Source organism: Streptomyces piniterrae (assembly GCF_005048155.1).
In the GTDB taxonomy this organism is placed as follows: domain Bacteria; phylum Actinomycetota; class Actinomycetes; order Streptomycetales; family Streptomycetaceae; genus Streptomyces; species Streptomyces piniterrae.
Genome location: NZ_SUMB01000010.1, coordinates 327,073 through 339,357 on the forward strand (window position 1 = coordinate 327,073; position 12,285 = coordinate 339,357).

Here is a 12,285-nt window from a genome sequence, read left to right on the forward strand (position 1 = left end):
AGCGCCCGAGTTGACGGAGAGAGTCGAGGAAACGGCAGGGCCGGGCGGAGTACCGGGCCCGCACACCGACCCCGGGGCCACCCCCGCGCCCGCCCCCGAAGGCGGCTATCCCGCGGCCCGGCTGCGGCTCCTCCAGGACGACGCCCCCACGGGCCCGGACCGCCGCGCCGCCCTCGCCCGGCTGACCGACGACTGGCTCACCGCTCTCCTCGCCGGCGCCGCCAGCGCCTCCGGCGTGCACGGCGCCGCCCTCGTCGCCGTCGGCGGATACGGCCGCGGCGAACTCTCCCCGCGCAGCGACCTCGACCTCCTGCTGCTGCACGACGGACGCGCCGACCCCGGCGCCGTCGCCGCCCTCGCCGACCGCCTCTGGTACCCCGTCTGGGACCTCGGCCTGGACCTCGACCACTCCGTACGCACCCCCGCCGAGGCCCGTACCGCGGCCCGCGAGGACCTCAAGGTGCAACTGGGCCTGCTCGACGCCCGCCACCTGGCCGGAGACCCGGAGCTGACCGCCGCGCTGCGCACCGCCGCGTACGCCGACTGGCGCGAGAGCGCCCCCAAGCGACTGCCCGAACTCCACGAGATGTGCCAGGAGCGCGCCGAACGGCAGGGCGAGCTGCAATACCTCCTCGAACCCGACCTCAAGGAGTCCAGGGGCGGACTGCGGGACGCCACCGCGCTCCGGGCGGTCGCCGCGTCCTGGCTCGCCGACGCCCCCCGCGGCGGCCTGGAAGCCGCCCGCACCCGCCTGCTCGACACCCGCGACGCGCTCCACCTGGTCACCGGGCGCGCCACCGACCGGCTCTCCCTCCAGGAGCAGCCCCAGGTCGCCGACGCCCTCGGCCTGCTCGACGCGGACACCCTGCTGCGGCAGACCTACGAATCCGCCCGCACCATCTCCTACGCCGCCGACGTCACCTGGCGCGAGGTCGGCCGGGTACTGCGGGCCCGCTCCGTCAAACCCATGCTGCGCGGGCTGTTGCCCGGCCGGGGCGCCGCCAAGGGGGAGCGCTCGCCGCTCGCCGAGGGCGTCGTCGAACTCGACGGCGAGGCGGTGCTGGCCCGCACCGCCCGCCCGGAACGGGACCCGGTGCTGGTGCTGCGCGCCGCGGCCGCCGCCGCCCAGGCCGGGCTGCCGCTGGCGGTGCACGCGATCCGCCGGTGCGCCCGTGCCGCCGCCGACCTGCCCGTGCCGTGGCCCGCCGAGGCCCGCGAGCAGCTGATCACGCTCCTCGGCGCGGGCGCGCACACCGTGCCCGTATGGGAGTCCCTGGAGGCCGAGGGCGTCATCACACAGCTGCTGCCCGACTGGGAGCGCGTCCGCTGCCGTCCGCAGCGCAATCCTGTCCACACCTGGACCGTCGACCGCCACCTGGTCGAGACCGCCGTCCGGGCCTCCGCGCTGACCCGCCGGGTGCACCGCCCCGACCTGCTGCTGATCGCCGCCCTGCTGCACGACATCGGCAAGGGCTGGCCCGGCGACCACTCCGTGGCCGGCGAGACCATCGCCCGCGACATGGCCACCCGGCTCGGCTTCGACGCCCGCGACGTCGCGGTGATCGCCACCCTCGTACGGCACCATCTGCTGCTCATCGAGACCGCCACCCGCCGCGACCTGGACGACCCGGAGACCGTCGGCGCGGTCGCGGACGCCGTCGGCAGCGCCGGCACCCTGGAACTGCTGCACGCCCTGACCGAGGCCGACGCGCTCGCCACCGGGCCCGCCGCCTGGTCCGCCTGGCGCGGCGGACTCGTCGCCGACCTCGTCAAACGCGTCGGCGCGCAGCTCGCGGGGGAGGCCGTACCGGAGGGCCGTCCGACGGACGAGCCGACCGCCGAGCAGGAGCGGCTGGCGATCGAGGCGGCCCGCACCGGCGGCCCGGTCCTGGCCCTGCGCACCCGCGACGAGGCCCCCGTGGGCGAGCACGCGACCGAGTCCGGCGACGGCCCGGAGCCGGTCGGCGTCGAACTGCTCATCGCCGTCCCCGACCAGCCCGGTGTCCTCGCCGCCGCGGCCGGCGTCCTTGCCCTGCACCGGCTCACCGTCCGCGCCGCCGACCTGGGCACCGTCGACCCCATCGGGGAGGGCCCGGTCCTGCTGCTCAGCTGGCGGGTGGCCGCCGAATACGGCTCGCTGCCGCAGGCCGTCCGGCTCCGCGCCGACCTGGTCCGCGCCCTCGACGGCTCGCTGGACATCCCGGCCCGCCTCGCCGAACGCGAACGCGCCTACGCCCGCCGCTCCCGTGCCGTCCTCGCCCCGCCGCCCCGCGTCACCGTCGCCCCCGGCACGTCCCGCACCGCGACCGTCATCGAGGTCCGCGCCCAGGACGCGCACGGCCTGCTGCACCGGATCGGGCGCGCGCTGGAGGAGGCGGGCGTCAGCGTCCGCAGCGCCCACATCAGCACGCTCGGATCGAACGCCGTGGACGCCTTCTATGTGACGGACACCAAGGGCGCTCCGCTGCCCGCCGACCAGTCCGCGGCCCTCGTCCGCGGGGTGCAGAGCGCGCTGGAGTGATCCGCGTCACCATGCCGGCGGGCCGTCGGCCGCCCGCACGCCGCCGGTCCGCGGTGGGTCGCTTGCCAGGCCGGATACCCTAGGAGGCGATTACCTCCGCCCCCGACCCCTGAGGATCGACGACCGCCGTGTTCGATACGCTTTCCGACCGCCTGGCGAGTACTTTCAAAAACCTCCGGGGCAAGGGCCGCCTGAGCGAGGCGGACATCGACGCCACAGCGCGTGAGATCCGTATCGCCCTGCTCGAGGCCGACGTCGCCCTCCCCGTCGTACGGGCCTTCATCAAGCAGGTCAAGGACCGGGCCACCGGCTCCGAGGTCTCCCAGGCGCTGAACCCCGCCCAGCAGGTCATCAAGATCGTCAACGAGGAGCTCATCGGCATCCTCGGCGGCGAGACCCGCCGGCTGCGGTTCGCCAAGACCCCGCCGACCGTGATCATGCTGGCCGGTCTCCAGGGTGCGGGTAAGACCACCCTCGCCGGCAAGCTCGGCCGCTGGCTCAAGGCGCAGGGCCACGCCCCGCTGCTCGTCGCCTGTGACCTCCAGCGTCCCAACGCCGTCAACCAGCTCTCCGTCGTCGCCGAGCGCGCCGGTGTCGCGATCTACGCGCCCGAGCCCGGCAACGGCACCGGCGACCCCGTCAAGGTCGCCAAGGACTCCATCGAGTTCGCCCGCGGCAAGCAGCACGACGTCGTCATCGTCGACACCGCCGGCCGCCTGGGCATCGACCAGGAGCTGATGCAGCAGGCCGCGGACATCCGCGACGCGGTCAGCCCGGACGAGATCCTCTTCATCGTCGACGCGATGATCGGCCAGGACGCGGTCAACACCGCCGAGGCGTTCCGCGACGGCGTCGGCTTCGACGGCGTGGTGCTCTCCAAGCTCGACGGTGACGCCCGCGGTGGTGCCGCGCTGTCCATCGCGCACGTCACCGGCAAGCAGATCATGTTCGCCTCCAACGGCGAGAAGCTGGACGACTTCGACGCGTTCCACCCGGACCGCATGGCGTCCCGCATCCTCGGCATGGGCGACATGCTGTCGCTCATCGAGAAGGCCGAGCAGACCTTCAGCCAGGCCGAGGCCGAGAAGATGGCGGCCAAGCTCCAGAAGGGCCCCAAGGAGTTCACGCTCGACGACTTCCTGGCCCAGATGGAGCAGGTCCGCAAGATGGGCTCCATCTCGAAGCTCCTCGGCATGCTGCCCGGCATGGGGCAGATGAAGGACCAGATCAACAACCTCGACGAGCGCGAGGTCGACCGCACGGCCGCCATCATCAAGTCGATGACCCCGGCCGAGCGCCAGGAGCCGACGATCATCAACGGCTCGCGCCGCGCCCGTATCGCCAAGGGCTCCGGCGTCGATGTCAGCACCGTGAAGAACCTCGTCGAGCGGTTCTTCGAGGCCCGCAAGATGATGTCGAGGATGGCCCAGGGCGGCGGCATGCCGGGCATGCCGGGGATGCCGGGCATGGGTGGCGGCGCCTCCCGGAAGAAGAAGCAGGTCAAGCAGGCCAAGGGCAAGCGCAAGAGCGGCAACCCGATGAAGCGCAAGGCCGAGGAGCAGGCCGCGGCCGCCCGCCGCGAGGCCGCCGAGGCCGGCAACCCGCTGGGGCTGCCGCAGGGCGGGCAGGACCCGCAGAACTTCGAACTCCCGGAGGAGTTCAAGAAGTTCATGGGCTGAGGTCCTGAGCCGGCCCGTCCGCTTGCCGGCGCGGAATCCGAGGCTCCGCACCCGAAACCGAGCCTCCACACCCGCCCACCCCCCGAAGGGGGGTGGGCGGCGGGGAAAAAACAAAGGTGCGGGGTGGGCGGCGGGGAAGGGCCAAGGGGCGGTTGAGCCGCGGGCCAGGTTCAAAGGGGCGGTTGAGCCGCAGGGCAGGGCCAAAGGGATGGTTGGGCCGCAGGGCAGGGCCAAGGGGCGGTTGGGCCACGGGCCAGGGGCGCCCCGGTCCTCACGGCTCCACGACCGGCCGTCCCCAAGGGTCGTATCGCCCCGTCAACTTCCCTGCGCCGCCGTCGAGTCCGGACACGACGGCGACCGTGCTGCGGGTGGTGAAGACCTGGGTACGGAAGGCCAGCACGGCCGTGTCGCCGGGCCGTGCGTCGCCCGGCTCCAGCAGCCGGTAGTAGTCGATGTTCGCCGCCGGCGCCGCCCGCACCGCGAGGCGGGCGCCGGTGCGCGGGATCAGCGCGGACCGGATCGAGGCCCGGGGGTAGAAACCGCCGCCGAACAGCGCCGGGCGGCCGTCCGCGAGCAGATGCGCGACCTCGCTGACGTACACGTACGCGGGCCGCTCCGGCTGCCTCGGGTCGACGGCGTGCAGCGGAGTGGTGCCGGTCAGCGCGTGTCCGGGCTCCCCGTGGGTCGCGCCGAGGCGGGCCAGCAGCGGAAGGCTCGCCATCGAGGTGACGCCGGGCGCGCTCAGCGTCAGCCGGGCGGCGGCCACCCCGGCGCGGGAGGCGAGCAACTCCCTTGCCTCGCAAGCCAGTTGGAGGTTCGGGGCGGGGAGCGGGCGGCCCGTGTCCGGTGCGCACGCCAGACACGGGAACGCCGTCACCCCCGCGACACGTACGCCGGGAAGGCGCGCGGCCGCGGCGGCGAAGGCGTCCAGCGAGGCGACCGGTACACCCCCCTCCTGGCCCGGATGGACGCTGCCCGGCACGCCCTCGACGCGGACGAGGATGTCCTGGACGAGGCCGAGCCGCCGGGCCGCGTCCGAGACCGCGCGGGCGTTGGCGAGGTCGTAGACGGTGACCGCCTCCGGGCGCCAGGCGAGCAGCTCCGGCAGCGCACGGAACGGGATCTGCACCAGATGCCCGAGGTTCCCGGCCCGCGCGCCCGCCGCACACAGCGTCCGGGCCTCGGGCGCGTCGATCGCGGCGAACGCCGGGAGGTGCCGGGCGACGGCCCGGATGAGCTCGGGATTCCGGCCCACCTGCTTGACCACGGGCCAGAGCCGCAGGCCCAGGCGCCCGGCTTCGGCGGCGAGCAGCGCCGCGTTCGACTCCACGGCGTCCAGGTCCAGCACATAGCTGTCGGGCGGGATGGCGCCGGCCTCGTGCAGCTCGGTCGCGAAGGCGACCAGCCGGGGATTGCGGGCGAGGACGGTGTCGAGGAACACGTCAGTCGTTGTCCTTGAGGGAGACATGGTCCTTGGGGCAGGCGTGCGGTGAGTGGTGGGCGTGCGGCGGGAGGCCGTCGTGCGAGGCCTGGTCCGCGGGCTCGCACGGGTCGTCCGGAGCCCGCCCGCCGCCGCCCCCGCGCAGGTCGGCGAGCGCCCGCCGGAGGATGTCCAGGACGAGATCCGCTCCGGCCCGCATCGGGTTGATCCGTACGGCCCAGTCGGCGAGCTCGGGCGCATCGGCCAGTGCGGAGCCGGACAGCCGGTAGAAGAGCGGGGCGATCTCGTAGCGGGAGTCGGCGCCCACCGGGTACGGGGCGGCGCCGTGCCGCGCGGCGGCGGTCGGCAGCGCGCGGGCCAGCGGGCGGTCCAGGCGCACCAGCACACAGCGGTCCTGCGCGTTGGCGAGCGTCACCTCGGCGACGCCCGGCACCTCGCCGGCCGCCAGCCGCTCCGCGACCTCGGCCGCCACCTGCGACTGCACCGCCCACATCACCGGCACATGGGTCAGCGCCCGCAGCGCGTCCAGCGCCTGGTGGCCCTGGACCTGGCCGCCGCCCGAGTAGTTGTCCGCCCGCACCCGTGCCACCAGGTCGGCGCTGCCGAGGACCGCGCCGACGCCCTCCGGGCCGTGCAGCTTGAACAGCGAGAAACAGGACGCGTCGGCGCCCAGCTCCACCCCGCACGCCGGGACCCGCAGCACCGCGTAGTTGTCGTCCACGACGGTGCGCACCCCCGCCGCCCGGCACTCCGCCAGCACCGCCCCCAGGTCGTAGGAGTCCGCCGGCCGCTGCCGGGTGTGCTGGACATACGCCCACCCGAACCGCCCGGCCGCCAGCGCACGGGCCAGTTCGCGCCGGTCGTTGAAATCCGCCTCCACGGTATGGACGCCCAGGCCGCGCAGGGTGACGGCGGTGGTGCGGTAGACCGGCGCGCGGTGGATCAGCAGCGGCTCGCCCGCCCCCAGGACGGCGCCGAGCGCGGCCCGGATCGCGCCCGTGCCGGCGCCCTGCACCAGTGCCGCGGCCTCGGCCCCGAAGAAGTCGGCGAGCACCGCCTCCACCCGGGCGGTGCTCCGCGGCCGCCCGTGACCCGGTACGACACCGGCGTCCGCCTCGAAGAGCTGCGGCCCCTCGAAGTGCCGGGCGGTGCACTCCAGCAGCCGGAACTGGCGGGTCAGCGCGTCGGGGAGGGGGACGGTCGGGAGGGGGAAGGTGCGGGGGAGACGCGGCGGCTCCGCCGGAGGAGCCGGTCGACGGGGGCGAGTGGGGCGCGTGGTCACCTCGGCTCCCCTCCGGTCAGGAACCGCAGCGGATTGCGCCGCGTCAGCCCGTCGATCAGCTCCTCGTCCGCCCCGGCCGCCCGCAACCGCGGCAGAAACGACCGGAAGAGGTGCCCGTACCCGCCTCCGCCCGCGTCCGCCAGATAGCCGTGCCGGGAGATGTCGCAGCTGAGCAGCGCCCGGTCCGCGTGCCCGGCCTCCAGCAGCGCCAGCAGCAGCCGCAGCCGTACCGCGTCGCTCTGGTAGCCCTCCTTGCCGACGGTGTCGAACGCGACATACGCGCCGGCCGCCGCCAGCTCGCGGTGCACGCCCGGATCGTCGAGCAGGTCCTGATGGCCGACGCTGATGCGGTGCGGCGGCAGCCCCGCCGCGGTCAGCAGCTCCAGCTGGGCCAGGCCACCGCGGCCGAGCCGCGCATGGGTGGCCAGCGACAGGCCGGTGGCGACGGCCGCACGGGCGGCGGCGGTCAGCGTCCGCCGCTCCGGCCCGCTCGGCACATCGCCGTGGCTGCCGGCCTCGCCGATGACGCCCGGCCGGATGCCGGTGCCGTCGCACCCGTGCTCGATCTCGTCGATCAGTGACGCGGTCAGCCGCCCGGTGTCCGCGGTGGCGACCTCCGGCGGGTGGAACGCCTCGTGGTACCAGCCGGTGCCGGCGACGACCGCGACACCGGACTCCTCGGCGATCCGGGCCAGCGCCCGGACGTCCCGCCCCATGCCCCGGCAGGTCAGCTCGACGACGAGGGCGAGCCCGAACCCGGCGCGCAGCGCGGCCAGTTCACGGGTGACGGCGGGCCGGTGCGGTGCGGTGAGAGTGGCCGTACGGTCGCCGCCACGGGCGAGATCGAGGGCCAGATGCTCATGGGCGAGCACCGGGCCGCGCACGGCGGAGGCGGGCAGCGGGCCCGCGACGGTGCGCAGCGGGCCGGGCGGGCTGTGCCGGTCGGTCATGGAGGTCCTTCCCGGCCGTGTCGTACGCGGCCGCGTCCCGCTCCGGGCGGTGTGCGCCCGCGCTCAGGACGTGAGGGGGGTGAACAGGTCCAGCCAGTACAGGACGTTGAGGAGCACACCGCCGGCGAGGACCGCGGCGGGGCCGGCAGCCATCCGGACCACGACCCGCCCCATCGCCTCGTTCAGCAGATACAGCCCGCCGACGATCAGCAGGCCGAGCCCGCCGCCCATCGTCTGCGCGGCCAGCAACGAACCGAAGAGGACGGCCAGTTGGAGGGTGTCGCCGATCGCGCTCCGCAGCCGTTCGGAGGAGTCGCGTACGGACGGCAGCCTGCCCAGCACCCGGCCGATCCCGCTGAGCGCCAGCACCTCGACGGTGAAGACCAGCGCACCGCACACCACCGCCAGCCACGGGTTCGGCAGCAGATAGCCGAGCGGGTAGACGACGGTGAAACCGGCGATGCCGTACGCCCCGGAGGCCAGTGCGGTGGTGGCGATCAACGGGAGGAACCCGAACGCCCGGTAGAAGTCGACCTGGGCCGCCTCCGCGTACTGCCCCTGGGCGATGAGGAAGCTGGTCGCCTCACCGCCGCCGAATATGTGCGTCTGGGACAGCAGGCACACACCGGCGCCCAGCGCCATGAACAGTGGTAGGTGCTGTCGCAGCCGGGCAGCGCTCGCGCTGAACAGCGAGGCCATCGGGTCGTCGACGCCCGTCTCGTTTCCGGCGTCCTGATCCGTCGTCGCCCCGTCCCGCCGCTCCCGTAGATCCCTGGCCACCGCGAAACCGATCAGCATCAGCACCCCGGCCGCCATCGCCAACGACCCCGCGAACACCTTCGGCCACAGCTTCATCGTCAGCACGACGAGCACCAGCTCCACCGCGCCCGCGACGGCGCCCCGCGCCCTGCCGAACTGCTTGCAGACCGCCAGCACCGGAAACAGCGTGAACAGGAACAGGATCGGCGTCGACATCTGCTGCATGGCCGTCAGAAAGTCCACCGGCAGCCGGTGCGCCGCGTCATTCGCCCCCTTGAGACCGAAGACGACCACCGCGCCCCAGGCACCGCCCAGCACCGGCGCCAGCCACTTCCGCGGCGCGAGGATGCCGAGAACGTCGGTCGGCAGAAACACCAGCCAGGGATTGAGCACACCGGACGACAACGCCATCGGCGCGCCGAGCCCGAAGACGAAACCCGCCGAGAGCCCGAAGGACACCGCGCCGGTCGCGCCGCGCCTGGTCCGCCCCTGGACGAAGTCCAGCAGGAACGGCCGCACCCCGTCGTTGAACACCGCCAGCGCCCGGTGCGAGACGAACGCGGTCAGCGCACACAGCCCGATCACCGTCAGCCGCTGCGCCGGAGCGAAGTCCAGTCCGCCCGCGGCGGCGGCGAGTTGGGCGCCCACGGAGGTCAGAGGGTACGGGCCGCGAGGGCACGGACGAGCGCGGGCGCGACCGCGTCGATCTGGTCCACGGCGAACCCGAAGACCCGCTTGCCCTCGTCCAGCAGCGCCTCGATCTGCGCCCCGCTGGGCACCGACCGCCCGAAGGTGTGGCAAGCGGCCGCCCCCAGCAGACCGACCAGCACGCCCAGCGAGGCGCCGGCACCGGTGTGACAGGTGCCGAGAAAGTAGTCGGCCCGCCCCGCCCGCAGCAGCACCGCCGCGTCCATGTCACTGCTGACGACGATCTCGACGCCCGGCAGCCCGAGTCCGGTCACGGCGCCGACCACCTCGGACTTGCCGACGCCACCGGTGAGGATCTTCGTCATGGGGTGTCCCTTCGCGGCGAGGTGTCCGCCCGCACGGCGCCGGCACACAGGACGGCGAGGTGCAGGGCCAGGAAGTTGATCTCCGAGCGGGGGAGCGCGGCGCCCAGTTCGCGGCCCGCCCGTACCGCGACGGCACGGGCCCTGGCGACCGCGTCGGGATGGTCCGCGAGCTCAGCGGCCACCGCCCCGTCGGTGCGGAACTCCGTCACCGGCTCGCCGTCCAACAGCCGCGTCAGCGCCATCATCAGATGACTCGTCAGCATCCCCGCACTGTCCTCGGTGACCCGGTGGCCCTCGGCGGCCAGCGCCGCCAGCTCCGCCGTCACGAAAGCGGTGACCTCCGGCCGCACCCGGCCGCTCTCACGGAAGAGCCGGATACGCCGGGCGAGCTGGGAATCCATGGGCGGCCGCCCTTCCTCGACGGCAACGGTAGCCACGATGGGGACATATCCCCCAAACCGTCGACGCGTATGCGCGGCACACCACCCGTCCCCCCGTCCGGGCCGCCCCGGCGCCCCCTAAGGCGTCCGCGCGATCAGATACCGGAACACATTCGGCATCCACACCGTGCCGTCCGCCCGCTGATACGGAAGCAGCGCCTCGCCCAGCTCCTTCTCCACCAGCCGCCGCTCGGTCACCGCCAGCGCCGCGTCGAACAGCCCCGTCGACAGCAGCCCGCGCACCGCGCTCGCCGGATCCGCGTACCCGAAGGGGCAGGCCACCCGGCCCGAGCCGTCCGGCCGCAGCCCGGCCCGCTCCGCCAGCTCCTCCAGATCGTCCCGGTGGGTGGGCCGCCAGACCGCCGAATCGGCTGCGTAGTCCCCCGGCGGATCGGCCAGCCGCCGCCGCGCCGCCCGCAGCACCCCCGCCGTCGCACACCGCTCCACCGGGCCCCAGCCGCCCAGCACCACCGCACCGCCCCGCTCCGTCAGACCGGCCGCCGCGGTCAGCGACGCCGTCAGCCCCTCGACGGTGCTCACACAACCCACCGGATGAAACGCCGTCACTACGTCAAACGCGGACGCGGAGGCGGCGTCGGAATCCCCGAACGCCGCTGCTTCCGGCCCGCCGCTGACCAGCCGGGGCGCGGCAGGCCCGACGTCCGGCGTCAGCCGCTCCCGCGCCAGCTCCAGCCGGCTCTCGTCCGCGTCCACCCCGCTCACCCGCGCACCGCGCGCCGCCGCCAGCAACAGCGCCAGCCCCGAGCCGCAGCCGAGCCCCAGCAAACGGGTGCCGGGCCCGACCCCCAAACGGTCGTACGCGGCCTCATACAGCGGCACCAGCATCCGTTCCTGGATCTCCGCCCAGTCACGGGCCCGCGCCCGCGAACCGACCGGCGCGGGAAGGCCGTCGGAATCCATGGACACAGAAGTCGGAAGCTGGTGCCGCACGAGCGTGGGTGACATCGAAAGCGCCCCTATTCGCCGAGAACCCGAAGCTGATCAGTGCCGTCCGCCCCCGTGTTTCCGCGCGTTGTGCGCCCCCGCAATCCAGACAACTGCGCAACCGTCCGGGCGTCCAGGGGGTGCGCCGGGGTTGTCTCCCGCGCGCCCCCATATGCGCCGGGCCCGCACCCGGAGCGCCGTTCCAGGGTGCCCCGGCGCGCGCCGTTCCGCCACGCAACGGCCGCGGGCCCGTGCCCCCTGGCCCTACGGTGGTGCCTACCGGGATGATTCACCGGCCGGAATGATTCACGGGGCGGGGCCGGACGGCCCGGCGACGGGCCGGTGCGAACGCGGGAAACACCCCACCGGGCCCCGGTCCATCGGGCGGGCCTACCATTCCCGCGATGATCGTTGCCCCGGGATACGACCGGCTTCGCTGCGGCGTACGTGGGGGTACATACCGGCTTAGGGGCTGGTAGGCGCCTTATCCGCAGATCGGTGCAGCCGCCCGTGGCACCACGCATGACCAGAAACTGACTGGTACGTGCAAATTATTTGGGATGGCCCGGAATCGGAACACTGGGCGACCCCGGCTCGTTGTCACGACGTGAGCACGACACCACCAGTCCTCGCCGCCGAGCTGGCGCTCGCGTGGGCCGATATTCAACGGCACCACCCCGAGCTGCCGGACCTGGCCGCGCCCGAGTCCCTGATCGGAGAATCCTCGTCCGCCTGCGGCGCCGAGCTCTCCTTCGAACGGCTGCTCCACGAGGCAGTACACGGCATCGCCGCCGCCCGCGGCATCCGCGACACCTCCCGCGCAGGCCGCTACCACAACCGCCGGTTCCTGGCGATCGCCGAGGAGCTGGGCCTGGACCATGTCGACGAGCCCCATCCCAGCAGCGGCTTCTCGCTGGTCACACTCAGCCCCGAAGCCAGGAGGCGCTACCGCCCCACCATCGAGCGGCTGGCCAGAGCGCTCAAGGCACACACCGCCGCCACAGCCACCGACACCACCCGCAGCTTCCGCGGCCCGGCCGCCCGGCACGGCTCCTCCGGGGGCGGCGTCCGCGTCAAGGCCGTCTGCGACTGCGGGCGCAACGTCCGGGTCGTCCCGTCGGTGCTGGCCCAGGCCCCCATCGTCTGCGGCGGCTGCGGCAAACCCTTCCGGATCCCCGAGGTGGCCGCGGTCGGCTGACCTTACGGCGTGTGGCACAATGAACAGCTGTACTCGACAGCCGCACAGGACCCCTCT

10 protein-coding genes are annotated in these 12,285 nt (G+C 74.0%); 3 read left to right on the forward strand and 7 right to left on the reverse strand.

Annotated elements, in window-relative coordinates; translation table 11 throughout:
* Nucleotides 1–121 precede the first annotated feature (121 nt).
* Both FCH28_RS27330 and ffh read left to right on the forward strand, forming a co-directional pair.
* Nucleotides 122–2,521: a [protein-PII] uridylyltransferase gene (locus tag FCH28_RS27330; protein ID WP_246103276.1), complete on the forward strand. Its 2,400-nt coding sequence runs from the start codon at nucleotides 122–124 to the stop codon at nucleotides 2,519–2,521.
* A 128-nt stretch (nucleotides 2,522–2,649) separates the two neighbouring features.
* Nucleotides 2,650–4,200: a signal recognition particle protein gene (gene ffh, locus FCH28_RS27335; RefSeq protein ID WP_136742802.1), complete on the forward strand. Its 1,551-nt coding sequence runs from the start codon at nucleotides 2,650–2,652 to the stop codon at nucleotides 4,198–4,200.
* A gap of 271 nt (nucleotides 4,201–4,471) precedes the next feature.
* Here ffh and FCH28_RS27340 read toward each other — a convergent pair whose 3' ends face one another.
* The 7 genes from FCH28_RS27340 to FCH28_RS27370 form a co-directional block, all read right to left on the reverse strand.
* Nucleotides 4,472–5,641 carry an alanine racemase gene (locus FCH28_RS27340; protein WP_136742803.1) on the reverse strand — a complete coding sequence of 390 codons (1,170 nt, stop codon included), beginning with the start codon at nucleotides 5,639–5,641 and terminating at the stop codon, nucleotides 4,472–4,474.
* Between the two features lies 1 nt (nucleotide 5,642).
* Nucleotides 5,643–6,923 (reverse strand): aminotransferase class V-fold PLP-dependent enzyme, encoded by a 1,281-nt coding sequence (locus FCH28_RS27345; protein WP_136742804.1) that lies wholly within the window; start codon nucleotides 6,921–6,923, stop codon nucleotides 5,643–5,645.
* Nucleotides 6,920–7,873, reverse strand: a complete 954-nt coding sequence (locus FCH28_RS27350) for a phosphotriesterase family protein (protein WP_136742805.1) — start codon at nucleotides 7,871–7,873, stop codon at nucleotides 6,920–6,922. Before FCH28_RS27350 ends, FCH28_RS27345 begins: the two co-directional genes overlap by 4 nt.
* Before the next feature lie 63 nt (nucleotides 7,874–7,936).
* Nucleotides 7,937–9,280: a YhfT family protein gene (locus FCH28_RS27355; RefSeq protein ID WP_136742806.1), complete on the reverse strand. Its 1,344-nt coding sequence runs from the start codon at nucleotides 9,278–9,280 to the stop codon at nucleotides 7,937–7,939.
* A 5-nt stretch (nucleotides 9,281–9,285) separates the two neighbouring features.
* On the reverse strand, nucleotides 9,286–9,645 hold the full coding sequence (locus FCH28_RS27360; RefSeq protein ID WP_136742807.1) for a DUF2620 family protein: 360 nt from the start codon (nucleotides 9,643–9,645) through the stop codon (nucleotides 9,286–9,288).
* The gene (locus tag FCH28_RS27365) at nucleotides 9,642–10,046 is read right to left on the reverse strand and encodes a transcriptional antiterminator (protein WP_136742885.1); all 405 of its coding nucleotides are present in this window, start codon (nucleotides 10,044–10,046) and stop codon (nucleotides 9,642–9,644) included. The genes FCH28_RS27360 and FCH28_RS27365 overlap by 4 nt, the downstream gene beginning before the upstream one ends.
* A gap of 117 nt (nucleotides 10,047–10,163) precedes the next feature.
* Entirely contained in the window at nucleotides 10,164–11,051 is an 888-nt protein-coding gene (locus FCH28_RS27370; protein ID WP_136742808.1) for a methyltransferase domain-containing protein, read from the reverse strand.
* Nucleotides 11,052–11,637: 586 nt separating this feature from the next.
* Between FCH28_RS27370 and FCH28_RS27375 the strand changes: the two genes are divergently transcribed.
* Nucleotides 11,638–12,228, forward strand: coding sequence for a hypothetical protein (locus FCH28_RS27375; RefSeq protein ID WP_136742809.1), 591 nt, complete (start codon nucleotides 11,638–11,640; stop codon nucleotides 12,226–12,228).
* Nucleotides 12,229–12,285 lie beyond the last annotated feature (57 nt).

What these genes read in the sequence shown, in the direction of transcription:
- FCH28_RS27350 (WP_136742805.1), bottom strand. Translation starts at nt 7,873, where the DNA reads ATGACCGACCGGCACAGCCCGCCCGGCCCGCTGCGCACCGTCGCGGGC.
- FCH28_RS27360 (WP_136742807.1), bottom strand. Translation starts at nt 9,645, where the DNA reads ATGACGAAGATCCTCACCGGTGGCGTCGGCAAGTCCGAGGTGGTCGGC.
- FCH28_RS27365 (WP_136742885.1), bottom strand. Translation starts at nt 10,046, where the DNA reads ATGGATTCCCAGCTCGCCCGGCGTATCCGGCTCTTCCGTGAGAGCGGC.
- FCH28_RS27370 (WP_136742808.1), bottom strand. Translation starts at nt 11,051, where the DNA reads ATGTCACCCACGCTCGTGCGGCACCAGCTTCCGACTTCTGTGTCCATG.